The organism is Actinoplanes sp. NPDC051405 (assembly GCF_055586185.1).
The window spans coordinates 1-24,058 of record NZ_JBVJIR010000005.1 but is presented as its reverse complement, the minus strand read 5'-3'; the positions used below and the strand labels follow the sequence as shown (position 1 = coordinate 24,058).

19 protein-coding genes, 1 tRNA gene and 1 pseudogene are annotated in these 24,058 nt (G+C 71.1%); 7 read left to right on the top strand and 14 right to left on the bottom strand.

The window, feature by feature from the left end:
* Positions 1–18: 18 nt before the first annotated feature.
* The 5 genes and pseudogenes from ACZ6S4_RS12800 to ACZ6S4_RS12780 form a co-directional block, all read right to left on the bottom strand.
* Positions 19–657: a 50S ribosomal protein L25/general stress protein Ctc gene (locus tag ACZ6S4_RS12800; RefSeq protein ID WP_465475094.1), complete on the bottom strand. Its 639-nt coding sequence runs from the start codon at positions 655–657 to the stop codon at positions 19–21.
* Between the two features lie 343 nt (positions 658–1,000).
* Complete coding sequence (locus tag ACZ6S4_RS12795; RefSeq protein WP_360545503.1) at positions 1,001–1,981, bottom strand: ribose-phosphate diphosphokinase; 981 nt, start codon at positions 1,979–1,981, stop codon at positions 1,001–1,003.
* A 33-nt stretch (positions 1,982–2,014) separates the two neighbouring features.
* Positions 2,015–3,489, bottom strand: a pseudogene (gene glmU / locus ACZ6S4_RS12790) (bifunctional UDP-N-acetylglucosamine diphosphorylase/glucosamine-1-phosphate N-acetyltransferase GlmU); the annotation flags it as partial.
* 144 nt (positions 3,490–3,633) lie between these two features.
* A tRNA-Gln gene (locus ACZ6S4_RS12785) sits at positions 3,634–3,705 on the bottom strand.
* A 47-nt stretch (positions 3,706–3,752) separates the two neighbouring features.
* A complete protein-coding gene (locus tag ACZ6S4_RS12780; protein WP_465475093.1) occupies positions 3,753–4,595 on the bottom strand; it encodes a helix-turn-helix domain-containing protein in 843 nt (280 codons plus the stop codon).
* Between the two features lie 199 nt (positions 4,596–4,794).
* Between ACZ6S4_RS12780 and ACZ6S4_RS12775 the strand changes: the two genes are divergently transcribed.
* Positions 4,795–5,394, top strand: a complete 600-nt coding sequence (locus ACZ6S4_RS12775; protein WP_465475389.1) for a TetR family transcriptional regulator — start codon at positions 4,795–4,797, stop codon at positions 5,392–5,394.
* Positions 5,395–5,398: 4 nt separating this feature from the next.
* Here the strand turns inward: ACZ6S4_RS12775 and ACZ6S4_RS12770 are convergent, their stop codons facing one another.
* The 5 genes from ACZ6S4_RS12770 to rsmA form a co-directional block, all read right to left on the bottom strand.
* Positions 5,399–5,866, bottom strand: a complete 468-nt coding sequence (locus tag ACZ6S4_RS12770; protein WP_465475388.1) for a DUF4383 domain-containing protein — start codon at positions 5,864–5,866, stop codon at positions 5,399–5,401.
* 102 nt (positions 5,867–5,968) lie between these two features.
* Positions 5,969–7,771 (bottom strand): ABC-F family ATP-binding cassette domain-containing protein, encoded by a 1,803-nt coding sequence (locus tag ACZ6S4_RS12765; protein ID WP_465475092.1) that lies wholly within the window; start codon positions 7,769–7,771, stop codon positions 5,969–5,971.
* A gap of 7 nt (positions 7,772–7,778) precedes the next feature.
* On the bottom strand, positions 7,779–8,726 hold the full coding sequence (locus ACZ6S4_RS12760) for a 4-(cytidine 5'-diphospho)-2-C-methyl-D-erythritol kinase (RefSeq protein WP_465475091.1): 948 nt from the start codon (positions 8,724–8,726) through the stop codon (positions 7,779–7,781).
* Complete coding sequence (locus tag ACZ6S4_RS12755; protein ID WP_465475090.1) at positions 8,723–9,298, bottom strand: Uma2 family endonuclease; 576 nt, start codon at positions 9,296–9,298, stop codon at positions 8,723–8,725. The genes ACZ6S4_RS12760 and ACZ6S4_RS12755 overlap by 4 nt, the downstream gene beginning before the upstream one ends.
* Positions 9,295–10,194 (bottom strand): 16S rRNA (adenine(1518)-N(6)/adenine(1519)-N(6))-dimethyltransferase RsmA, encoded by a 900-nt coding sequence (gene rsmA, locus ACZ6S4_RS12750; protein ID WP_465475089.1) that lies wholly within the window; start codon positions 10,192–10,194, stop codon positions 9,295–9,297. Before rsmA ends, ACZ6S4_RS12755 begins: the two co-directional genes overlap by 4 nt.
* Positions 10,195–10,276: 82 nt before the next feature.
* Between rsmA and ACZ6S4_RS12745 the strand changes: the two genes are divergently transcribed.
* A complete protein-coding gene (locus ACZ6S4_RS12745) occupies positions 10,277–10,696 on the top strand; it encodes a hypothetical protein (protein WP_451909793.1) in 420 nt (139 codons plus the stop codon).
* Here the strand turns inward: ACZ6S4_RS12745 and ACZ6S4_RS12740 are convergent, their stop codons facing one another.
* Positions 10,697–11,608, bottom strand: a complete 912-nt coding sequence (locus ACZ6S4_RS12740) for a TatD family hydrolase (RefSeq protein WP_465475088.1) — start codon at positions 11,606–11,608, stop codon at positions 10,697–10,699.
* Positions 11,609–11,685: 77 nt separating this feature from the next.
* Here ACZ6S4_RS12740 and ACZ6S4_RS12735 point away from each other — a divergent pair, with 77 nt between their 5' ends.
* On the top strand, positions 11,686–12,720 hold the full coding sequence (locus ACZ6S4_RS12735) for a hypothetical protein (RefSeq protein ID WP_465475087.1): 1,035 nt from the start codon (positions 11,686–11,688) through the stop codon (positions 12,718–12,720).
* Positions 12,721–12,763: 43 nt separating this feature from the next.
* Here the strand turns inward: ACZ6S4_RS12735 and ACZ6S4_RS12730 are convergent, their stop codons facing one another.
* Both ACZ6S4_RS12730 and metG read right to left on the bottom strand, forming a co-directional pair.
* Complete coding sequence (locus tag ACZ6S4_RS12730; protein WP_465475086.1) at positions 12,764–13,945, bottom strand: PKD domain-containing protein; 1,182 nt, start codon at positions 13,943–13,945, stop codon at positions 12,764–12,766.
* 153 nt (positions 13,946–14,098) lie between these two features.
* Positions 14,099–15,895: a methionine--tRNA ligase gene (gene metG, locus ACZ6S4_RS12725; RefSeq protein ID WP_465475085.1), complete on the bottom strand. Its 1,797-nt coding sequence runs from the start codon at positions 15,893–15,895 to the stop codon at positions 14,099–14,101.
* Between the two features lie 109 nt (positions 15,896–16,004).
* On the opposite strand from metG, the gene ACZ6S4_RS12720 reads away from it, so the two are divergent.
* Positions 16,005–17,405 carry a hypothetical protein gene (locus tag ACZ6S4_RS12720; protein WP_465475084.1) on the top strand — a complete coding sequence of 467 codons (1,401 nt, stop codon included), beginning with the start codon at positions 16,005–16,007 and terminating at the stop codon, positions 17,403–17,405.
* A gap of 8 nt (positions 17,406–17,413) precedes the next feature.
* Here the strand turns inward: ACZ6S4_RS12720 and rsmI are convergent, their stop codons facing one another.
* Positions 17,414–18,259 (bottom strand): 16S rRNA (cytidine(1402)-2'-O)-methyltransferase, encoded by an 846-nt coding sequence (rsmI, locus tag ACZ6S4_RS12715; protein WP_465475083.1) that lies wholly within the window; start codon positions 18,257–18,259, stop codon positions 17,414–17,416.
* 25 nt (positions 18,260–18,284) lie between these two features.
* Here rsmI and ACZ6S4_RS12710 point away from each other — a divergent pair, with 25 nt between their 5' ends.
* The 3 genes from ACZ6S4_RS12710 (at position 18,285) to ACZ6S4_RS12700 (ending at position 23,952) form a co-directional block, all read left to right on the top strand.
* The gene (locus ACZ6S4_RS12710) at positions 18,285–19,931 is read left to right on the top strand and encodes a dolichyl-phosphate-mannose--protein mannosyltransferase (RefSeq protein WP_465475082.1); all 1,647 of its coding nucleotides are present in this window, start codon (positions 18,285–18,287) and stop codon (positions 19,929–19,931) included.
* A 578-nt stretch (positions 19,932–20,509) separates the two neighbouring features.
* On the top strand, positions 20,510–21,520 hold the full coding sequence (locus tag ACZ6S4_RS12705) for a hypothetical protein (protein WP_465475081.1): 1,011 nt from the start codon (positions 20,510–20,512) through the stop codon (positions 21,518–21,520).
* Positions 21,517–23,952, top strand: a complete 2,436-nt coding sequence (locus ACZ6S4_RS12700; RefSeq protein WP_465475080.1) for a bifunctional polysaccharide deacetylase/glycosyltransferase family 2 protein — start codon at positions 21,517–21,519, stop codon at positions 23,950–23,952. Before ACZ6S4_RS12705 ends, ACZ6S4_RS12700 begins: the two co-directional genes overlap by 4 nt.
* Positions 23,953–24,058: the final 106 nt, after the last annotated feature.

Sequence of the window (24,058 nt, the reverse complement as noted above, 5' to 3'; positions counted from 1 at the left end):
TTCTCGGGTGGTGCTGGGTCAGGAAGCGGCTTCCTCGGAGGACGCCTCGGACTCGGCGGCGGCCGCGGCCTCACCGGCGTCGGCGGAGTCACCCTCGAGCTGCTCGGCGGTCTGCGCCGCGGTGACCATGGCCAGCACGAAGTCGGCGTCGACGGCCAGCTCGGTGCCCTCGGGCAGCGTCACGTCGCCGGCGGTGACCTGCGAACCGGCCTCCAGGCCCTCGATCGAGACCTCGAAGCCGCTGGGCAGGTGCATCGCCTCGGCGGTGACCGCCAGGGTGTTGGACTCGTTGACGACCAGCGTGTTGCGGGCGGCCTCGCCGACCAGCGTCACCGGGACGTCGACCTGGACCTTCTCGCCACGCTTGACGATGATCAGGTCGACGTGCTCGTACGTCTCCTTGATCGGGTCACGCTGGATCGCCTTCGGCAGGGCCAGCGTCGCGCCCGTGCCACCGACGACGTCGATGGTGAAGACCTGGTTGAGGCCGCCGTGGCGGATCGCGGCGGCGAACTCACGGGCGGGAAGCGCGATGTGGACGGGGGCTTCGCCGTGTCCGTACAGCACGGCGGGCACCAGGCCGGCCCGGCGCGTGCGGCGGGCACCACCCTTGCCGAACTCGGTACGGGGCTCGGCGCTGATCTTTACCTCGGACACGGGGATACTCCTGAAAACGTTGGAACGGGCGGCGTGAGAAGTCGGCGGGCTGCGGGCAATCGGCGCTCGGCGAAGGGGCGCGCGGGCACAGGCCCGGAGCACCGCGTCGATCACGGTGCCTCAAGCGAACTCTGCAAACTGCAGCAGACCGCGTGGCACCCTCGCCGTGGCAACCGCACCAGCTTACCTGCCACTGCTACGGGCAGACCGGCGGGTCCCGCCGGATCACTCTCCCTGCGGAAATTTCACCCGCACGAATGCAACTTGCATCGCCGATCAAGCCACTTCCCGCCACAAACCGGACGCCCGGCCTTCACGGTCAGCTTCGCCGCCTCAGCGGCGGTCAGCTCAGCCCACCGAACAAAGTGGTGACGGAGCCGTCATCGAAGACCTCGCGGATCGCCCGGGCCAGCAGCGGCGCGATCGACAGCACGGTGATCTTGTCGAGCTGCTTCTCGGCCGGCAACGGCAGCGTGTTGGTCACCACGAGCTCACTGATCTGGCTGTTTTTCAGCCGCTCGGTCGCGGGATCCGACAGCAACGCGTGCGTCGAGGCCACGATCACATCGGCGGCCCCCGAGTCGAACAGGATGTCCGCGGCCTTCGTGATCGTGCCACCGGTGTCGATCATGTCGTCGACGATCAGGCACACCCGGCCCTCGACCTCACCGACCACCCGGTTGGCCACGACCTGGTTCGGCTTCAACGGGTCCCGCGTCTTGTGGATGAACGCCAGCGGGCAGCCGCCCAGCCGGTCCGTCCACCGCTCCGCCACCCGCACCCGGCCCGAGTCCGGCGCCACGACCGTCATCGGCCGGCCCTCGAACTTCTTGATGATGTGCTCGGCGAGGATGTCCATCGCGAACAGGTGATCCACCGGGCCGTCGAAGAAGCCCTGGATCTGCGCGGTGTGCAGGTCGACGGTGAGGATCCGGTTGGCCCCCGCGGTCTTCAGCAGGTCGGCGATCAGCCGCGCGGAGATCGGCTCCCGGCCGCGGTGCTTCTTGTCCTGCCGCGAATACGGATAGAACGGCAGCACGACCGTGATCCGCTTGGCCGAGCCACGCTTCAACGCGTCGACCATGATCAGCGTTTCCATGACCCAGGTGTTGATGCCCTCGGTCATCGACTGCACCACGAACGCGTCCGAGCCGCGCACCGAGTCCTTGAACCGGACGAAGATCTCCCCGTTGGCGAACTCGTACGAGTCGGAACGGGTCGGCGCGACGCCGAGCACCTGCCCGATCTCCTCCGCCAGCTCCGGGAAGCCCCGGCCGGAGAAAAGCATCAAACTCTTACGGTTCTCCGCGACGATGCTGCCCATCGGCTCGTCCGCTCCCGTGCAATCGAGGGGGTTGTCACCTGAAGTATTACCCGCGGCCGTACCGGTGCCACGAACCGCGGCCCGGTCGTGGGATGCCTCACCCCAGCTTGCGCCGGTTACGCCCCGGTGTCCTCAGTCTCCGGCTTCCCGGCCCGATCCGCAGCGTCGGCCGAAACGGTGCCCGGCCGCTTGCGCGCGACCCACCCCTCGATGTTGCGCTGCGGGGCCCGGGTGACCCCCAGATTGCCCGCCGGCACCTCCTTGGCGACCGCACTGCCGGCGGCCACATAAGCACCCGGCCCGATCTCCACGGGAGCGATCAGCACGGTGTCACTGCCGACAAAAGCGGCCTCGCCCACGGTGGTGTGATGCTTGTTGACGCCGTCGTAGTTGGCGAAGATCGTGCCCGCCCCGATGTTCGCCTTCGGGCCGATCGTCGCGTCACCCACGTACGTCAGGTGCGGCACCTTGGCCCCCGCGCCCAGCTCGGCGTTCTTCGTCTCGACGAAACCGCCGACCTTGGACTTGCGGCCCAGCCGGGTCCCCGGCCGCAGGAACGAGAACGGACCCACCGTGGCATCCGGCCCGATCTGCGCGCCGATGGAATGCGTCCGCAGCACCGTGGCACCGGCCGCGACCACCGTGTCGATCAACGTCGTGTCCGGCCCGATCACCGCGCCGGTGGCCACCGTCGTCGAACCCTGCAACTGCGAATTCTGATCCACCACGGCATCGGGCTCGAGGGTCACGGTCACGTCGATCCAGGTCGTCGCCGGATCGAGGATCGACACCCCGGCCCGCATCCACTCGGTGTTGATCCGGTCCCGCAGCAGACCCCGCAGCCGCGCCAGCTCGGCCCGGTCGTTGCACCCCAGGGTCTCCAGCGCGTCGGCGGCCACATGCACCCCCACGGCGTGCCCGACGGCGGCGAGCAGCCCGAACACGTCGGTCAGATACTCCTCACCCTGGTCGTTGTCGGTGGAGAGCTTGCCCAGCGCCTCCCGCAGCAACGCGGCGTCGAACGCGTAGATGCCGGCGTTCACCTCGCGCACGGCCCGCACCTCGGCGGAAGCGTCCCGCTCCTCCACGATGCGCTCCAGGTTGCCGGCATCGTCCCGCACGATCCGGCCCAGCCCGGTCGGATCGGGAACCTCGGCGGCAAGCACGGTGGCGCCCCGGCTCGTCGACTCATGCGCGGCGACCAGCGCCTCGACGGTGCCGGGCCGCAGCAACGGCACATCGGCGTTGAGCACGACCACGGTGCCGGTGGCCTCGGGAATGGCATCCAGGGCGATCCGGACGGCGTGCCCGGTGCCGTTCTGCTCGGCCTGCAGGACCGGGGTGGCACCGGGGGCGATCTCGGTGAGGTGCGCGCGGACCTGGTCGGCCTTGTGCCCGACGACCACAACGGTGCGGGAGGCGCGCGCGGCGTCGGCGGCGTGCAGGACGTGGCCGAGCAGGGTGCGCCCGAGCAGCGGATGCAACATCTTCGGCGTGGCGGACTTCATCCGCTTGCCCTCGCCGGCGGCAAGAACGACAACGGTACGGCTCCGGGCCTGGCTCACGCGGACTCCATTGATCGCAGTGGCGGTGCAAGCGGCGCTTACTCAGCCGCACGGACTCAAGACCTGAGTCCCCTACCATAAAACAAGCTCGGCCGCCAGGGTTCGAACCCGGAACTTTCGGACCAAAACCGAAGGTGATGCCTATTTCACCACGGCCGATTGGTTCGGTCGCCACACTATCGTCTGCGACCGATTGCCGAAATCTACTATGTCAGCCGCGTCAACGTGGCCATCACTCCCTCCATCCGCCAGTACAGCTCACGCGATCGGGGAACCGACACGACCAGGCAGCCGTGGTAATCGCTGCCGGTATTGGCCCGCCTGGTGGCCGGCGTGTGGCGCTTGATCGTCGGACGCTGGAAGAGCCGGCGCGGCACCTTCAGCTCCTCGGCCCACCACGTGACGGCCGCCTCCGCGTCAGCCGTCTCATGGATGTGCACCCGGTAGTCCACGGACTCGGCGTCCCGGCCGCACACGGCGAGGAAACGCAGGAACAGCGAGATCAGCCCGGGATCGCTGTTGATGAAGGTCAGCCGGTCGAGCCGGCGCCAGGGCTTGGATTTCGCACCCTCGCACCAGTACACCGCCGCGCCGATCATCAGCAGGTCGCGGTCCGAGAGCTCACCCACGGCGCGCGCCGCCTCGGCGTGCACGTCACCCTGCCGCTGATCCCGCTCCTCCCGCTTGGCGTCCCAGCGGCCCGCCGCCATCACCGCGGCGTGCTCCTGCTTGCGGCGCGCACGCTCGCTGTCGCGATCCAGCGGGATGTGTTTCACCCACGCGTGCGCTGTCGACTTCGCGACCCCGATCTCGCTCGCGAGGTCGTTGACCGACCAGCCCTGCGCGCGCAGTTCGAGTGCTCGCGCCCGCAGGTCGTCCTTCGCGTTCGGCCGACGGGTCCAGCCCGGCGGCTCGATGCCCCGGAGCCAGTCGGTCAGCGTGGCGCTCCCGACTCCGAAGTGCTTCATCAACTGGGACAGGGACATTCCCGGATCGACCCGGAGGCGTCGAGCCTCGGCGCGCGGGTCTTCCTCAAGAGGTGTGCGCATGTCGATATCTTACTAGTCGTCCGACTAGTTGTCGCGTGCGTCGCATCGATGGCCGGCCGGCCGCGCGGGACAATGGACACCCCGGACAAGCTGGCAGGATGGCCGGGTGACAGACCAGAGCGAGCCAGGCCACGAGCGGCACGCCCGGCGGGCGCCTCGGGCCGCCGCCGCGTCCGCCAAGGGCACTGCCCGGGTTCGCATGCCGGCCGCGCAGCGGCGTGAGCAGTTGATCGCGATCGGCCGCCAGTTGTTCGCCGAGCGCGGTTTCGACGCCACGTCGATCGAGGAGGTCGCGGCCCGCGCGAAGGTGTCCAAGCCGGTCGTCTACGAGCACTTCGGCGGCAAGGAGGGCCTGTACGCCGTGGTCGTGGACCGGGAGGTGCGGGCGCTGCTGGACCGGATCACGGGGGCGTTGACCGCCGGGGATGCCCGGGAGTTGCTGGAGCAGGCGGCGCTGGCGTTGCTGGATTACATCGACCAGGAGCCGCACGGTTTCCAGGTGCTGGTGCGGGAGTCACCCGTGTTGTCGCCGGGCGGCAACTTCTCCAGCGTCATGAACGATGTGGCGCATCAGGTGGAGCACATTCTGGCGGCCGAGTTCAAGGCGCGGGAGCTGGATCCGAAGTTCGCCGAGCTGTATTCGCAGGCGCTGGTCGGCATGGTGGCGCTGGTGGGTCAGTGGTGGCGGGAGGCCCGCAAGCCGAAGAAGGAGATGGTGGCTGCCCATCTGGTCAATCTGGCCTGGAACGGGCTCTCCCACCTGGAGGCGAAGCCGGCTCTGACGACGCGGTCCCGGTGACCGGTCAGGCGGACTGCGACTGGCGTTCGCGGGCCTGGCGCGGCGGGCTGGCCTGCTCCGGCGGGGCGACCTTGCTGTAGTACGCCGCCATGATGAGCACCAGGCCGAGCAGGTAGGTGACGACGACCGTGGAGACGCTGAAGTTCAGGAAGTTGGCGTCGGTGCGGATCGCGCCGAGCTCGTAGCTGCCGACGACCAGCAGGCCCCAGCCGAAGTACTTGTCGATCACGGTGTCGGAGTTGCGGCCGATCACGGTGGCGATGAGCACGATGGCGCCGACCAGCACGCAGATCAGCGACCAGAAGAGGTTGGTCTCCTGGCCGAGCACGCGGTCCTCGCCGTTGCCGAACAGGCCCTCGTCGGCGGTGACGATGGCGCCGAGAACGCCGAACAGCACCAGGTAGGCCCCGGTCAGCGCGCCCAGAGCGCGGTAGATCGGCCGCAGCGGGTGGTTGACCGGATTGTGTCCCATGGTGTCCGTCTCCAACGTCGGGTGGTGTCGTAGGAGATTCTCGCGCATCGCCGGAGTCGGCGCAGGGGCACCCCCGGATCATGGTCGCCCCGGGGGTGGAGGTCAGCTCTCGGGCACGCGTTCGGCGAGCTCGAGCCAGGCTTCCTCGACCTGGCCGCGTTCCTCCTGCACGGCTTTGAGCTGGGCGTCCAGCTCCATGATCTTGTCGTAGTCACTGCCGTTCGCGGCGAGGCTTTCGTTGATCTTGAGAATGCGCTCGTCGAGCTTGGCCACCTGGCGTTCGAGCCGGGACAGGTCCTTGCGGGCGGCGCGCAGCTCGGCCGCCGACATGCCGGACGTGGCCGCCGGGGCCTTGCCCCCGGCGGTCAGCAGCTCGCCGGGCGGGGCCGCGGGGTTGCCGGCCCGGGCCAGGTATTCGTCGATGCCGCCGGGCAGGTGCACCAGCCGGCCGTCGCCGAACATCCCGTACGCCGTGTCAGTCACGCGTTCGACCAGGTAGCGGTCGTGGCTGGCGACGATCATCGTGCCCGGCCAGGAGTCGAGCAGGTCCTCCAGCGATGCCAGCGTGTCGGTGTCGAGGTCGTTGGTGGGCTCGTCGAGCAGCAGCACGTTGGGCTCGGTGGCCAGCAGGCGCAGCAGTTGCAGGCGCCGCCGCTCGCCGCCGGACAGGTCGCTGACCGGGGTCCAGATCCGCTTGTCGGTGAAGCCGAAGACCTCGGCGAGCTGGCCCGCGGAGAGCTCCCGGTCGCCGAGCTGCACGCGCCGGGCGACCTCCTCGACCGCTTCGAGCAGCCGCAGGTGCCCGGGCAGCTCCCGGAGCTCCTGGGAGAGGAAGGCCGCCTTCACCGTCGAGCCGGTGACCAGCCGCCCGCCGTCGGGCTTGGTGATGCCGGCGAGCAGGCGCAGCAGGGTGGTCTTGCCGGCGCCGTTGGCGCCCAGGATGGCGATCCGGTCGCCCGGACCGACCTGCCAGGTCAGGTTCTGGAAGATCGGCTTGGGGCCGGCGTGCAGGGTGACGTCTTCCAGGTCGTAGACCTGCTTGCCGAGCCGGGTGGTGGCCAGCCGCTGCAGGCTCACCTGGTCACGGACCGGCGGCACGTCGGCGATCAGCGCGTTCGCGGCGTCGATCCGGAACTGCGGCTTCGAGGTGCGGGCCGGCGGGCCGCGGCGCAGCCAGGCGATCTCCTTGCGGAGCAGGTTCTGCCGGCGGGACTCCACCGCGGCGGCGACGCGCAGGCGCTCGGCCCGGGACAGGGTCCAGGCCGCGTAGCCACCCTCGTACGCGTAGACCTGCTCGTCGACGACCTCCCAGGTCGCGGTGCAGACGGCGTCGAGGAACCAGCGGTCGTGGGTGACCACGACGAGCGAGCCGCGCCGGCCCAGCAGGTAGCGGGCCAGCCAGTCGACGCCGGCCACGTCCAGGTGGTTGGTGGGCTCGTCGAGGATGAGCAGGTCGGACTCGCGCACCAGCAGGGCGGCCAGCGCGACCCGGCGGCGTTCGCCACCGGACATCGGCCCGACCGGGCTCTCCAGGCCGAGGTGGCCCATGCCGAGGCCGGTGAGGATCTCCCGGACACCGGCGTCGCCGGCCCACTCGTGCTCGGCGCCCATGCCCTCGCTGAGCCAGGCGGTGCCCAGCACGACATCGCGGACGGTCGCCTCGGGGGCGAGCGTCAGCGTCTGCGGAAGTGCGGCGACGCGCAGGTCACGGCGGTGCGTGACCCGGCCGGAGTCCGGCTCCTCGAGCTTGGCGAGCATGCGCAGCAGGGTGGACTTGCCGGCCCCGTTGAGGCCGACGATGCCCACCCGGGCGTCGTCGTCCAGCCCCAGGGAAACGTCGGTAAGCAGCTGACCGGCGGCTCCGTAGCCCTTGTTCACCCGGTCCAGATTGATGATGTTGGCCACGATGCCTCTAGGTTACCCGGGCCCCCGGCATCGGTCCCCGCGCGGTGAGGGCGGTACGGCACACCCCGGCCTCGTTGAGGCGGGCCGCGACCTGTTCGGCGTGCGTGCCGTCGGTGGCCAGGAACACACAGGTGGGTCCGGAGCCGGACACGATGCCGGCGACCGCGCCCGCGTCGTAGCCGGCTTTGAGCACGTCGGCCAGGGCCGGGCGCAGCGACAACGCCGCCGGCTGGAGGTCGTTGGCGAGTGCGGCGCCGAGCACCTCGGGTCTGCGCTGGCGCAGGGCGCCCATCAGCTCGTCCGCGCTCTCCAGGGCCGCCGGAGGCCACGGGCTGTCGCGCAGCCGGTCGAGCTCGCGGTAGACCTCGGGGGTGGACAGGCCGCCGTCGGCGATGGCGACCACCCAGTGCCAGGTGGTCGGCCGGGCCAGGATCGGGCTGACGGTCTCACCGTGCCCGGTGCCCAGGGCCGTGCCGCCGTGCAGCAGGAACGGCACGTCCGAGCCGAGCTCGGCGCCGATCTCGGCCAGCTCGTCCTTGCTGTAGCCGGTCCCCCAGAGCAGGTCGCAGGCGAGCAGCGTGGCGGCCGCGTCGGCGCTGCCGCCGGCCAGGCCGCCGGCGAGCGGGATCGACTTGCGCAGGTGCAGCCGGGCATGCGCGGGTACGCGCGCCTTGGCGGCCAGCGCCCGGGCGGCCCGCATGATCAGGTTGCTGTCGTCGAGGGCGAGCTCACCGGCGCCCTCGCCCTCCATGGTCAGCGCGAGAGTGTCGCCACGACGCGCGGTCAGCTCGTCGAACAGGCTGATCGCGTGGTAGACCGTGTTCAGCTCGTGGAACCCGTCGGCGCGCAGCGGGCCGACCCCGAGATGCAAGTTGATCTTCGAGGGCACGCGGACCTTCACCGGGCCGGCGAACCGGCGGGGCTTGTCGTCGTCCGGCCCCCACGCCTCCGTCACGGAGTGATGTCCGCGATCGGCAGCCGGATCTCGAACGGCGCCGACAGCACCAACTCCTCAGCGGAATCCGCGACCAGCTCGTAGCTGCCGTTGACCAGGTCGTAGGCGAAGACGTGCACCGGGTCCTGCTCGATGCGCCAGTAGTGCGGAATGCCGGCCGCGGCGTAGATGACGGGTTTCTCCATCCGGTCGCGGCGCCTCGTGCCGGGTGAGACAACCTCCACCACGAGAGCGGTCTGGTCCGGCAGCAGGAAGTGATGCGTGAGCGAGAGCGGACGGCGCAGGAGCAACACATCCGGTTCGAGGCTGTCTCTCAGGCCGACTGCCACGCCTACGGCGGTCGCCGGCTCGAAGTTGTCGGGCGCGTGCTGTCGCAACCACATCCACAGCAAGTTGCCGATTTGCTGATGACCGATTGATGGCGAGGGGACCACAATCATGACTCCGTCGCGGAGCTCGACGCGGGGAGCGTCTTCGGGCAGGGACAAGACGTCCTCGAGTGTGAAGGCCGCCATCCGCTGCTTGACCGGATCAAGGGTCCACATGACGCGACCTGCGGGTTGCGCCGTCATGAGTCCACCTCCTCGTGCCGCCTGCCGGACGCGCTGAGCTTACCGCCGTACCCCGGGCCGGTGGCGGCAGCCGCGATCGCGGCGAACTGTTGCACCGAGAGTGACTCGCCGCGGGCCTGCGGGCTGACCCCGGCGGTGACCAGGACCTTCTCCGCCTCGGCGGCACCACCGGCCCAGCCGGCCAGCGCGGCGCGCAGTGTCTTGCGGCGCTGGGCGAAGGCCGCGTCGACCACCTGGAAGACCGTCCGGCGGTCGACGCCGGCGGGCGGGGTGCGGGCCGCGAACGCGACCAGTCCGGAATCCACGTTCGGCACCGGCCAGAACACCGCGGGCGGGACCTTGCCGGCCGCGCGCGCCTCGGCGTACCAGGCGAGTTTGACCGACGGGACGCCGTACACCTTCGAGCCGGGGCCGGCCACCAGCCGGTCCGCGACCTCCTTCTGCACCATCACCAGGCCGCCGCGCAGCGTCGGCAGCTCGGCGAGCAGGTGCAGCACGACCGGCACCGCCACGTTGTACGGCAGGTTCGCCACCAGCATCGTCGGCGCCGGGAGCAGCTCCGCCGCGCGGATCCGCAACGCGTCGGCGTGGTGCACGGTCAGTTTCGCGACATCGGCCCGTTCCGCCACCGTCTCCGGCAGCGCGGCGGCGAGCACCGGGTCCAGCTCGACGGCGTGCACGTGCGCGGCCGTCCCGAGCAGTCCCAGCGTCAGTGAGCCCAGCCCGGGTCCCACCTCCAGAACCACGTCGTCGCTGTTCAGCGCGGCCGCGGCGACGATCCGGCGGACCGTGTTGGGGTCGTGCACGAAGTTCTGGCCGAGCTTCTTGGTCGGCGCGACGCCGAGGCGCGCGGCGAGCTCCCGGATCTCCGCCGGGCCGAGCAGTGCGTCAGCCATGAGGTCAGAGCCTACGGCCGCCGGGGAGTGACGGGACGGCACGGGGCAGCGGTGACCGGCCCCGACACGGTAGAACGAGGTCATGACGGAGCTGCTCGAGCTGCGCGGCGTGGTGGAAGCCGCCCCGGACGACGTCGCCGGTGTGCTGCTCGACGCCCGGCCCGGTGGGCGTTCGCCGCTGGCCGCGACCGGCTCCGCGACCCCCGCGCGCGGTGACGAGTTCACCGTCACGCTGGAGGGCAGCACCATCACGGTGACCCTCGACCGCGCCGCCCGTTCGATCGCCCAGCAGGGTGAGTGGTGGTATCGCGGCGTCACCAGCGTCGAGCCGGACGAGCGCGGCTCGCTGGTGCTCTACCGCATCTTCAACGTGGCGCCGGGGCACCGCTGGGCGGTCCGGTTCGTCTCCCGGGGGCCGCTGGCGGCGGCGCCCACGGCGTTCGCGAAGTTGCTCGGCGGGCTCGGCGAGCAGCTCGACTGCGCCGCCTATCCGCTGGCCTGATCAGCGCCACGGCCCGAAGGCGCGCTCCCCGTTGGCCGAGACGGCCGCGCAGAGCGCGTCCAGGTCGGTGCCGGTGGTCCCGGCCAGGGCCCGCATGGTGAGCGGGATCAGGTACGAGGCGTTGGGCCGCCCCCGGTACGGCACCGGCGTCAGGTACGGCGCATCCGTCTCCACCAGCAGCTGCTCGGGCGGGGTGAGCACCGCCGCCTCGCGCAGGTGGCCGGCGCTGGCGAAGGTGACCGTCCCGGCGAAGCTGAGCAGGTAACCGCGGCGCACGCACTCGGCGGCGAAGTCGGCGTCACCGGAGAAGCAGTGCAGCACCACGACCTCCGGGGCGCCTTCCTCGTCCAGCACGCGCAGCACGTCGGCGTGGGCCTCGCGGTCGTGGATGATCAGCGGTTTGGCGTACCGCTTGGCGATCGCGATGTGGGCCCGGAAGCTGAGCTCCTGGGCGGCCCGGCCGTCGTCGCCGGTTCGGAACGTGTCCAGGCCGGTCTCGCCGAGGCCGCGGACCCGGGGCTGGGCGGCGAGGGCCTCGATCTCGCGCAGTGCCTCGTCGAGGTCGGCCAGCCGTGGCGCCTCGTTCGGGTGCAGGGCGACGGCGGCCAGCACCGACGGGTTGCGTTCGGCCAGCTCGGCGCTCCACACCGAGGACGCCACGTCGACGCCGACCTGCAGCAGCCGGTCCACACCGGACTTGGCGGCGGCGTCGATCAGGGCCTGCACCGGGTCGTCGGTGCCGGCGCCGCCCGGTCCTGAGCCGCCGGGCACGCCGGCCTCGTGCACGGTGATGTCGAGATGGGTGTGGCTGTCGAAGACCGGAACCACCAGCGGCTCGGGTGCGGGCGGGAACTCACCCGCGCGCCGGGCGGCACGGGCTTTGCGCGATTCGGAAGGCTGAGAACTGTTCATCGCTGTCCAGGATCACACAGCACCACGGGTAACCCGGCGTTCATCCTCAGTACACCCGCCGGGCCTAGTTTGCTCTGGTGACCGTGACCGGTGAGGCCGCCGACGTCGGTACCGACCCTCTCGAGCCGCCCCTGACGGCTCCGCTGCGCCGCGACCTGACCTGGGAACGGGTGCAGTCGATGGCCCAGTCCGCCGGCCACCGCGACGACGTGGTGCTGCAGCGGATCCGCGCCACGGCCGCCGTACGCCGCGGCACCCGGATGACCAAGGTGCTGTCCGCCGCCCAGTTCGCCGGTCACCTGGCCGGCTGGATGCCGTACGGCTTCTGCTACCGCGCTTGCGACATCGCCCACCTGCGCCGGCCCGACGAGCTGGCGTTGCTGCGCACGGACGGGGCCGGCGACGCGCAGGTGGCGTACGCGCTGCGCTGGCGCGCGGTCGACCCGAGCGACTACGAGATCCCGATGGGCGCCGCCCAGCCGGGGCTGTCCGCCCTGCCGGCCCACTCGCGGATCGGCCCGATGGTGCTGGGCACCGGTTTCACGCCGAGCACCGACGACCTGATCCCGGAGTTCGTCACCGCGGACTTCGCCGACCTGCCGCTGCCGGCCAACGCGCAGCTGCTGGCCTACCCGGGCACCGGCGACGAGGTGGTGCTCTACACGTACCAGCCGGAGCAGCACGGCTGGCTGCGGCTGGCCGGCCCGCGCTGGCGGCACCTGCTGGAGGGCCTGCCCGGGGTCAGCCCGGACCGCGAGTACGTGCCGTGCACCGACGCGGGCTCGGCCCGGCTGATCGGGCGGATCAACGATCACGAGTACCAGGCCATCGCCGACCCGCCGGATGACTTCCGGGCCCGGGCGCTGACCCGCGCGGCCCGCTATCCGGTGACGACGCTGAGCCGCCGGGCCGAGAAGGCGCTGTGGCGCGATGTCCCGTGCTGGGTGTTGCAGCGCGACGACAGCTGGGCCCGGCTGCGGCTGGTGCGCCCCGACGCCGACGCGGTGGCCGCGATGGGTGCGCGCTGTTACGAGCGCGGCGTCTACGAGGTGTGGGCGCCGATGCGGGAGCTCGCCGATCACCACATCGCCGAGCTGCCGTACCAGCTGTAACGGGGCCGGCAGAAGCCGGCCCCGTTCCACCGTGCACAGGTGATCAGCTGCGGGTGATCTTCGCCTTGACCGTGGCGAACTTGCCCCAGTTGCTGGACACGTCCTGGGTCGACGCGTCGACCCACAGGGTGCCCTTGGCGACGCCCTTGAGCCGCAGGCTCCACTTGCCCTTCTTGGCCTTCACGTAGTGCGCCACGCAGTACTTCTCGGCCTGCGCGTCGGTCTTGACCAGCTTCCACGTGTTGTTCGAGCTGTAGCAGTAGAACTTGCTGCCGGTCAGGCGGGAGGCGAACACCGCGACGCGGTACACGCCGGAGCCCTTGTCCTTGGCCGTACCGGTGGCGTACTTCCAGCTCTTGATCCGGTTGCTGTTCTTCGGCTTCTTGACGGTGGTGGTGGGCTTCCAGCCGTCCTGCTTGACCGTGACCTTGCCGACCACGATGGCCGAGGAGGCGCCGTACTTGTTGTAGAAGGTCGCCCGCGACGTGACGGATCCCTTGATGTAGCTGCCGTTCTTGCGGGTGTAGTAGTAGAGCCAGGCGCTCTGGTTCTTGCCCTTGAGCGTCGCCACCCAGCCGTCGCCCTGGTCGAAGACGATCTTCGTGGTGCCGTTCGGCACGTTGGAGAAGGTGACCGAGAACGGCTCGTGCGCCCAGACGGTGGTCTTGCTGAACTTGAACTTGCCCGGCGTCGTGATGGTGACGGTCGAGGTGGCCTTGCTGCTGTTGCCGGCGGCGTCCTGGTAGGTCACCGTGACCGTGAACTTGCCGTTGGCGGTGTACTTGTGGGTGTACTGCGCCGTGTCCGCCGCCAGCGTGGTCGACGTGCCGTCACCCCAGGTCGCGGTGCGGGTGACCTGCTCCGCCGGGGTGGTGTCGTCGGTGACCGCACCCTGGGTGAGGCTGACCGACTGGCCGATCCACAGCGCCCGCGAGTTGAGCGAGAACTTGCCGACCGGGGCGGCCGTGTCGGCCGGGTCCGGTACTGGCTCGACAGTGTCCGTCGGGTCCGGCGCGGGCTCCTCGGTGTCGGTCGGGTCCGGCGCCGGAGCGGTCGGGTCCGTGGGGTCCGGCGTCGGCTCGTCCTGCACCGACGCGGCGTCCGTCGAGCCCGGCTGCGGGGCAACGGGTTCGGCCGAGGCGGGCCCGCCGACCAGGCTGCCGCCGGCCACCAGGGCACCGCTGATCGCGAACGCCAGCAGCGGCCGCGTAAGTCGTGAGTTCATCAAGCTCCTTCGAGGGGAAAGACCGCACGAAGAAGAAGCGTCATCGGTACGGCGGCAGCGTCAGAACGCCGCCGTACCGATGAAACGCTTGCGTATCCCCCGTGCGCGCTGAAGGTACCCGACGACCACAAGGCTGATCAATCCGATAAGGGGTCAGGAACCCAGGCGCTCGAGCTCCTCCTCGACCACCGAGGGGTCCAGCTTGCGGAAGACCGGCTTGGGCGCGGCCAGCGGCGTGCCGGCCACCAGCGGCACCGACTCCCACCGGGCACCGACCGTGTAGTCGCCGGTGAGCACCGGATAGCCCGGGCCGCCGTCGAGGTCGTCGACCTCCACGATGGACGGCATGGGCGCGTGCACCCCGGTGCCGCCGAGCAGCTCGTGCACCTTCTGCGCGGAGTGCGGCAGGAACGGGGTCAGCAGCGTGTTCAGGTCGCTGATCGCCTGCAACGCGGTCGCCAGGACGGTACCCATCCGCGGCTTGGACGCCTCGTCCTTGAGCTTCCACGGCGCCTGGTCGGAGAGGTACTTGTTGGCCTCGGCGACCAGCCGCATGGCCTCGCCGATCGCGGCCTTCTGCCGGTGCTTGCCGATCAGCTCGCCGACGCTGGTGAAGCCCGCACGCACCGAAGCGAGCAGCGCGAGGTCCTCCTCCTGCGGGTCGGCGAGCGGCGGGATCGCGCCGAAGTTCTTCGCCGCCATCGAGATCGACCGGTTGACCAGGTTGCCCCAGCCGGCGACCAGTTCGTCGTTGTTGCGCCGGACGAACTCGGCCCAGGTGAAGTCGGTGTCGTTGGACTCCGGGCCGGCGGCCGCGATGAAGTAGCGCAGGGCGTCGGCGTCGTAGCGCTCCAGGAAGTCGCGGACGTAGATGACGACCTTGCGCGACGAGGAGAACTTGCGGCCCTCCATGGTCAGATATTCGCTGGAGACGACCTCGGTGGGCAGGTTGAGCGTGCCCAGCGAGCCGGGCTGGCCGCCCTTGTCGCCCGCACCCGAGTAGCCGAGCAGCAGCGACGGCCAGATCACCGAGTGGAAGACGATGTTGTCCTTGCCCATGAAGTAGTAGCCGAGCGCATCCTTGCCCTGCGCGTCGGCGGACCACCACTGCCGCCACGCCTCCGGGTCACCGGACCGGCGGGCCCACTCGATCGACGCCGACAGGTAGCCGATGACCGCGTCGAACCACACGTAGATGCGCTTGTCCGGGCGGTCCCGCCAGCCGTCCAGCGGGATCGGGATGCCCCACTCGAGGTCCCGGGTGATCGCCCGCGGCTGGAGGTCGTCGAGCAGGTTGCGGGAGAACTTCAGCACGTTGGGGCGCCAGCCCTCGCGCGCGTCCAGCCACTTGCCCAGCGACTGCGCGAACGCCGGCAGGTCGAGGAAGAAGTGCTCGGTCTCGACGAACTGCGGCGTCTCGCCGTTGATCCGGGAACGGGGGTTGATCAGCTGCTCCGGGTCGAGCTGGTTGCCGCAGTTGTCGCACTGGTCGCCGCGGGCGCTCTCGTAACCGCAGATCGGGCAGGTGCCCTCGATGTAGCGGTCCGGCAGGGTGCGGCCGGTGGACGGCGAGATCGCGCCCAGCGTGGTCTTGGCGACGATGTAGCCGTTGGCGTGCAGGCCGGTGAACAGCTCCTGCACGACGGCGTAGTGGTTGCCGGTGGTGGTCCGGGTGAACAGGTCGTACGACAGGCCGAGGCCGTGCAGGTCCTCGACGATCACCCGGTTGTAGCGGTCGGCGAGCTCACGGGGCGTCACCCCGTCCGCGTCGGCCTGGACCTGGATCGGCGTGCCGTGCTCGTCGGTCCCCGAGACCATGAGCACGTCGTGCCCGGACATCCGCATGTACCGGCTGAAAACGTCGGAGGGCACCCCGAAGCCGGAGACATGACCGATGTGGCGCGGACCGTTGGCGTAGGGCCAGGCGACCGCGGCGAGAACGTGACTCATGGGTACCAAGCGTAGTGACCTCGGCTGCCGGCCTGCGGGCCGCCCTTTTTGTCCCGACACGCCCTACATCTCCCTGATCGCCGCCGGAAGCCGTAGTCCAATGGGAGCCATGACGGGTGACGCGCCACAGCCTGGGGAAACATCCCGCGACGACGGCAGCCCGTGGTCGCACGCGGACCCCGCCTCCCCCTGGTGGCGCGCTGACGAGCAGGAGGCCGGCGGTCCCCGCGCCCAGCGACGGCGGGCCACCCCGGCGACTGCCCCCGCGGCGGTGTCGTCCGCGACGCCGACTCTGGACCCGCCGCAGGCGGCCCAGCACACCGGCGAGGCCGCCGAGGCCCACCGGGCCGGCGCCGAAGACGTACGCGCGGCCCTCACCGGCGAAGCACCCCGCCAGGCGAAAGCCGAGCCCGGGACCCGCGAGCCGGCAGCACCGCGCCACGCCCAGCCCCCGCTGGCCCCGCAACAGCCGGCCCCGCAGAAGCCGCTCGAACAGAAGCAGGCCGCCCCGGCCAAGCCGGGTGACGCCCGCCCGGAGAGTGACAAGGCCACCGAGCAGCACCACGACCGGGTGGACGCCGAGCGCTTCAACTCCGCCGGCGAGGGCACCGTCTACGCCACCCGCAACCGGATCCGCCCCGCCGAGCCCGAGCGGGAGACCACGATCGTCGACGCGCTCGCCGCCGTACCGGTGGAGCCGCCGCAGGCCGAAGCCCCCGAGGTGATGGTCCTGCCCGAGCCGGACCGCAACCGGCCCACCGTGGCCCTGGACCGCAACGCGGTGCCCGGGCAGCCGCCCTCCGGGCTGTCCCGGCTCGGCCGCACCCGGCACGATCCGGCCCGGGCCGACCGGGCCCTGCAGGACCGGGTACGCCAGGAGCGCACCGCCGCGCTGCTCGAGACGTCCCCGTTCTGGAAGGCCGAGGAGGAACGCCGCGCGCTGTCCGCACCGCCGGCCGAGGCCCACGAGAAGGTCACCGAGGTCCGGCAGCGGGCCCGCCGCCGCGCGCCGGAGCCTCGCCGTCCCGCCGCCGGCCTGTTCGGGCTGCTCGCCCTCGGGCTGATCGCCGCCTTCTTCGCCTGGGTCAGCGCCGAGCCGTTCTGGCTGGCCGTCGGGCACGGCGACCGGGGTTCCGCGACCGTCACCCGGTGCACCGGCTCGGGGGTGAGCCAGCGCTGCACCGGGCAGTTCACCGCCGCGAACGGCACCTACCGGGTGGATCGGCTGGCGCTGTTCGGCATCGAGCCGGCCCAGCGGGCGCCCGGGACGAGCGCGCCGGCCCGGATGGTGAGCAGCGACAGCCGGCAGGCCTACGTGGGTGACACCGGCGTGCTCGTGCACCTGCGCTGGGCGCTGAGCTTCGTGCTGGTGCTGCTCTGCGGCCTGGGCATCGCCGCGCTGACCGGGGCCCGGCGGCTGGAGACAGCCCGGGCGCGACGCGGGGCTCTGCTGGTCAGCTTGGCCGGTCCGCTGGTCCTGCTCGCCGGTTTCCTCTACGTCACTTATTGACGGTTACGTCACTTGTTGACGGTGTGCACGAGCGCGTACACGTCGCGCTTGCGCAGGCCGTACATGTCGGCCACGGCCTGGATCGCGTCGCGCCGTGACTCGCCCGCGGCCTCGCGCTCGACGACCGCCGCGCGCAGATCCTCGTCGGCCGGCCGCTCGGCCGGCCCGGCCGGCGCCCCCGCCACCACCACGGTGATCTCCCCGCGCGGTTCGGCCTCGGCCGACCAGGCCGCCAGCGCGCCCAGCGGGCCCCGGCGGATCTCCTCGTAGGTCTTGGTGAGCTCGCGGCAGACCGCCGCCTCCCGCTCGGCGCCGAACGCGCCCGCCAGGTCGGTCAGCGCCGCCGAGATCCGGTGCGGCGCCTCGAAGAAGACCAGCGTGCGCGGCTCGGCGGCGAGCTCGCGCAGCCGGGACCGGCGGCCCGAGCCGCTGCGCGGCAGGAAACCCTCGAAGCAGAACCGGTCGCTGGGCAGCCCGGAGAGCGCCAGGGCGGTGGTCACGGCGCTGGGGCCTGGGGCGGCGGTCACCGGGAAACCGGCGTCGAGCGCGGCCCGGACCAGGCGGTAGCCCGGGTCGGAGACGCTGGGCATGCCGCCGTCGGTGACGACGGCGACGACCGCGCCGTCGCGCAGGGCGGTGACCAGATCGGGGGTACGGCGCTCCTCGTTGCCCTCGAAATACGACACGATCCGCCCGGCCACGGTGACGTCCAGGTCCCTGGCCAGGCGCAGCAGCCGGCGGGTGTCCTCCGCGGCGACCACGTCCGCGCTCGCCAGCACCTCGCGCAGCCTGGTGGACGCGTCGCCGACATTGCCCAGCGGCGCGCCGACCAGCACGACTCGGCCCGTACCCATGTCCGCCACCCGGGAAGTCCATCACATGAAGACGCGCGGGCGCCGAGCGCCGTGGACTTGTCCCGCGGCCTACGATCGCGGGGTGACTTCGGCGACAGCTGAAACAGAGATCAGCGCAGACATCCCTGCGGACCAGCCACCGGACGCCACCGCGGCCACGGGCGCCGGAGGTGTGCCCGACGCGGTACGCCGCCGGCTGGCGACCCTGGACCGGTGGTGGAACCCGTACTCGTGGCTGGTCACCGGGGTGATCGTGGCGATCGCGGCGATCCTGCGGCTGGTCGGGCTGACCCGGCCGAAGGGCTACATCTTCGACGAGGTCTACTACCCGACCGACGCCTGGGACATGCTGCAGCACGGCGTGGAGTGGGACGAGAAGACCAACGGCCCCGCGTACGTGGTGCACCCCCCGCTGGGCAAGTGGCTGATCGCGCTCGGCGAGAAGGCGTTCGGCAACAACGAGCTGGGCTGGCGGATCTCGGGGGCGATCGCCGGCACCCTGATGATCCTGATCCTGATCCGGATCGCGTACCGGCTGTTCCACTCGATCGTGCTGGCCGGCATCGCGGGCCTGCTGATGACGCTCGACGGCTTCCAGCTGGTGCTGTCGCGCACGTCGCTGCTCGACATCTTCCTGGGGCTGTTCATCCTGGCGACCTTCGGGGCGCTGGTGCTGGACCGCGATCACTACCGCCGGCGCTGGCTACGGGCCCTGGAGGACGGCTACGACCCCGCGCCCGCCCGTGGCCTGCCCCGCGTCTTCCCGTGGTGGCTGCTCGCCGCCGGGGTGCTCTTCGGGCTGGCCTGCGGCGTCAAGTGGAGTGCGCTGTTCTTCGCGCCCTTCTACGGGCTGCTGGTGATCGTGTGGCGGGCCCAGGCGCGGCGCTCGGCGGGCGTACGCCGCCCGGTGCGGCGCGGCCTGCTCGGCGACCTCGGTTACCTGGTGCTGAGCTTCGTGCTGACGATCATCTTCTACCTGGCCTCGTGGACCGGCTGGTTCGTCACCGACACCGGCTACTTCCGGCACTACCGCGAGGCGAACGGGCTCAGCGAGCCGCCGATCCTGGGCCCGCTGCTGAACCTGCTGCACTACCACTCCGAGGCGTACAACTTCCACAGCGGACTGACCGACCGGCACGTGTACCAGTCCTGGCCGTGGCAGTGGCTGCTGCTGGGCCGCCCGGTGGCGTTCTACTGGAACGGCAACGGCAGCTGCGGGGCGCCGAGCTGCGCCGCGGAGATCCTGCTGCTGGGCACGCCGATCCTGTGGTGGTCGTTCCTGCCCGCGCTGGGCGCGCTGGTCTGGTTCGGCATCGCCCGGCGGGACTGGCGGGCCTTCGCCATCGGTACGGGCGTAGTGGCCGGCCTGCTCCCGTGGTTCTACTTCGCGGTGGCCGACGGACGCACCATGTTCGCCTTCTACGTGCTGCCGGCGCTGCCGTTCCTGATCCTGGCCGTCGTCTACGTGCTCGGCGCGATCATGACGCCACCGGAAGGGACAGCCACGGGCGCGGGACGCACGGACAGACAGCTGGTCGGCACGGTGGTGGCAGGCGTCTATGTGCTGCTGGTCGCGCTCTGCTTCGCGTACTTCTATCCGATCTTCGTGGGGCAGCTGATCCCCTACGCCGACTGGTCGGCCCGGATGTGGCTGGGCGGACGCTGGATCTAGCAAGCCGGAAACGCGGAACGCCCGTCGCGATCAGCGGCGGGCGTTTCTCGTGGGTGCTTCTCCAGAGACGGTGCTTGTCCAGAGACGGTGCTTCTCCAAAGACAAGGCGCGCGCCCCGATCGCCTGCCACGGGGGAAGCGGGCGATAGAGGCGCGCATGAAGAAGCTTAACGACAGCCGATGGCGGACACAACGGGTGGACTTACTCAGTTGCCGGGAAACTTGGCGCGGGTCGTCATCGGACTGTGACCAGGCCCGTACGTCGCGTCCGCCCAAGACAAAAGGGACATAGCGCTATATTGGTTTTAATGGCACTTATCCACTGGTGAAAACCATTCGGATAATGGCGCGGTTGACAGTCGGGAATGCGACAGGAAATCGTCGGCGAAAACGGCGTAACCTTTGCTCCCGGCACCATTGCCCGCAGGTCAGCGAGACCTCCGGAAATGCCACGCACACCATCTTCAGCAGGTCAAACGTGAAGGCTCACCGTTTCGGCTGATTCCGGTCCCACGTTCGGCGGTCATCAGAACCGGTGACTGCCGTCAAGATCGCCGTAGATGTTCCTAAGCTCGCCGCGTGACATTGCAGGAGCCCCAAAACCCGCCAATCGCCGACGTCGACATGCCTGACACCGAGGTGATCGTCGTCGCGCATCCCTCGCCGGTGTTCGTGGACTCGACCGGCCGCCGCAGCCGCCTGCTGCGCCGGGTCGCGTACGGCTTCGGTGCCCTCTGCATGGTCTACGGGGGCCTCGTCTCCGTCAGCCTGGCCGGCGGACCGGTCAGCTCGAGCGCCGTCCTGCCCCTGCCCGACCTCGCGGACGGCCAGGACGAGGAGGACCTCGTCGTGGCCCGGCCGAGCCCGACGCCCGAACCGGTCGCCACCGCGACCAGCGCCCAGCCGATCCTGGAGGTCCTGCCCCGGCGCGGACTGCCGGTCAGCGGGCCACGGCAGGCGCGGGCGGTCACGCCGCGCGGCACCGCGAGCTCCCGGCCGGCCCGGACGCCGGCGCCCAGGACGACGACGAAGAAGCCCACGGCGACCACGACCACGCCCAAGCCGGTCGAGTCGACGACGACCAAGCCGACAACGCCCGAGACGACGCCGACCACCACCGAACCGACGCCGCCGCCTCCGCCGCCGGTCGCGCCGGTGCCCCCGAAGCCGCCGGCCCCGCCGGCCATCCCGCAGACCGGCAGCGGCAGCGGCGGCCAGGGCGGCGGCAGCAGCGGCAGCAGCGGCAGCGGCAATGGCAGCGGCAGCAGCGGCAGCGGCGGCAGCAGCGGCAGCAGCGGCAGCAGCGGCAGCGACGGCAGCAGCGACGGCAGCCAGAGCAGTGGCAGCAGCGGCAGTGGCAGCAGCGGCAGTGGCAGCAGCGGTGGCCAAGGCGGTGGCAGCGGCGGCTCAGCGGATGAGCAGTCCGGAACGAGGGTGCCCGCCCAGCAGGAGCCCGTCCCGCCGGTCCCGCCCGCGGTCAAGGTCGCCGTCAAGATCGCGCCCGTGGCCGAGGTCCGGGCCGAGGTGGCCGTCACCCGCGACGCCGAGCCCGCCGAGGAGCCGGAGCCCAGCGACCAGGACACGCCGTGACCCGCCCACCGGCCCGCCGCAACCGCAACCGCGGCCGCTCCCGCCGCCGGCTGCTGCCCCGCCCCCGGGTCCTGCTCGGCACGCTGCTGATCAGCATCTTCGTCGGCGTGCTGGTGGTGCAGGCCTACATCAACGCCGAGTTCACCGGCGACCACGTCGAGTCCGAGGTCGGCGACCAGGCCGGCGTCCCCGCCGCCATCCGCAACGGTGGACCCATCATCAACACCACCGGCGGCCAGCAGAGCTCCAACCGGCTGCCGGAACGCACCATCGCGCTGACCTTCGACGACGGCCCCGACCCGGAGTGGACGCCGAAGGTCCTGCAGGTGCTCAAGGAGAACGACGCGCACGGCACGTTCTTCGTGGTCGGTTCCGAGGTGGCCCGCAACCCCGAGCTGACCCGGAAGATCACCGCCGACGGCAACGAGCTGGGCCTGCACACGTTCACCCATCCGAACATGCAGCGGCTGGCCCCGTGGCGGCGCACGTTCGAGCTGTCGCAGACCCAGGTTGCCATCGCCCGCGCGGCGAACGTGCACACCAACCTCGTGCGGTTCCCGTACTCCTCGAAGCCGCAGGCCATCGACGAGGTGAACTGGCGGATCGCCAAGGAGGCCGGCAAGCAGGGGTATCTGGTCGTGGTCAACGACCTGGACAGCGAGGACTGGCAGCGCCCCGGCATCGCGCAGATCGTCCGCAACGCGACCCCCAAGGGCAACGACTCCGCGGTCATCCTGTTCCACGACGCGGGCGGCGAGCGGTCCCAGACGCTGGCGGCGCTGCGGGTCTTCATCCCGATGATGAAGGCGCGCGGCTACCGGTTCACCACGGTCACCGAGGGTCTGAACCTGTCCATCGCGGACCAGCGCAAGGACGCGGCCGCGGCGGTGCCGCTGCTGCCGGTGAATCCCGAGGCCAGCGGCACGGACAAGCTGCGCGGGACGGGACTGCTGTGGACCGTACGGCTGGCCGACGGCCTGGTGTGGGCCCTGGCCGGACTGTTCCTGGTGGTCGGGCTGCTGACCATCGGCCGTACGGCATTGCTGCTCGCCCTGGCCACCCGGCACGCCCGGCAGCGCCGTAGGCCGGGCTGGTCCTGGGGCCCGCCGGTCACCGAACCGGTCTCGGTCATCGTGCCCGCCTACAACGAGAAGGAGGGCATCGAGGCCGCCGTCCGGTCCCTGGCCGGCGGTGATTACCCGGACATCGAGGTGGTGGTCGTCGACGACGGTTCGACCGACGGCACGGCCGCGATCGTCGAACGGCTCGGCCTGCCCAACGTGCGGGTCATCCGGGTGCCGAACGGCGGCAAGGCCAACGCCCTCAACACCGGGATCGCGCTGGCCCGGCACGACATCATCGTCACCGTCGACGGCGACACCATCTTTGAGCCGGACTCGATCCGGATGCTGGTGCAGCCGTTCGCCAGCCCGGCGGTCGGCGCGGTGGCCGGCAACGTCAAGGTCGGCAATCGCGAGACGCTGGTCGCGGCCTGGCAGCACATCGAGTACGTGATCGGCTTCAACCTCGACCGCCGCCTGTACGAGGTGCTCAACTGCATGCCGACCGTGCCCGGCGCGATCGGCGCGTTCCGCCGCGCGGCGCTGGCCCAGGTCGGCGGGATCAGCGACGAGACGCTGGCCGAGGACACCGACGTGACGATGGCGCTGTGCCGGGCCGGCTGGCGGGTCGTCTACGAGGAGCGGGCCAAGGCCTGGACCGAGGCGCCGGCGACGCTGGAGCAGCTCTACCGGCAGCGTTACCGGTGGAGCTACGGGACCATGCAGGCGATGTGGAAGCACCGCCGGGCGCTGACCGACTCCGGCGACTCGGGGCGCTTCGGCCGGGTCGGCCTGCCGTTCCTCGCCCTGTTCGGGGTGGCCCTGCCGCTGCTGGCGCCGGTCATCGACATCATGCTGCTGTACGGCCTGGTGTTCTGGGAGCTCGGCGCGACGATGACCGCCTGGGGGCTGATGCTGGCCCTGCAGCTGTTCACCGCGGCCGTGGCGTTCCGCTTCGACAACGAGTCGCTGCGTCCGCTGTGGCGCCTGCCGCTGCAACAGTTCGCGTACCGGCAGCTGATGTACCTGGTGTTGATCCAGTCCGCGGTGACCGCCATGACCGGCGGCCGGCTGCGCTGGCACAAGCTGCACCGCGCCGGACTCACCGGTGCGCGCGACCTCGCCGCGGAGGCCCCGATGATCCCCTCGATCCCGCCCGCCGGGCCCAGCCAGGGCATCGCACCGGCCGTCGACACCTGGCCGCCGGTGCTGGGCCGGGTGAGCGAGCCGGCCCACCCGGCGACGGGCCGCGCCACCGCGCGACCGCCGGTGCCGAGTCAGGCACCGGGGCCCTGGGAACCCGAAGACCTGCCGTCAGCCGGCTCGCCCCCGGGCGGCGGTTCCGGCCCTGTGGTTACCCGCGGGGCATGAGAAAGGGTCCCGGGGGGGGGGGGGGGGGGGGGGGGGGGGGGGGGGGGGGGGTTGGGGGGGGGGGGGGGGGGGGGCGTGTGGCAGCCCGTGCTCTGTTATAAATAGG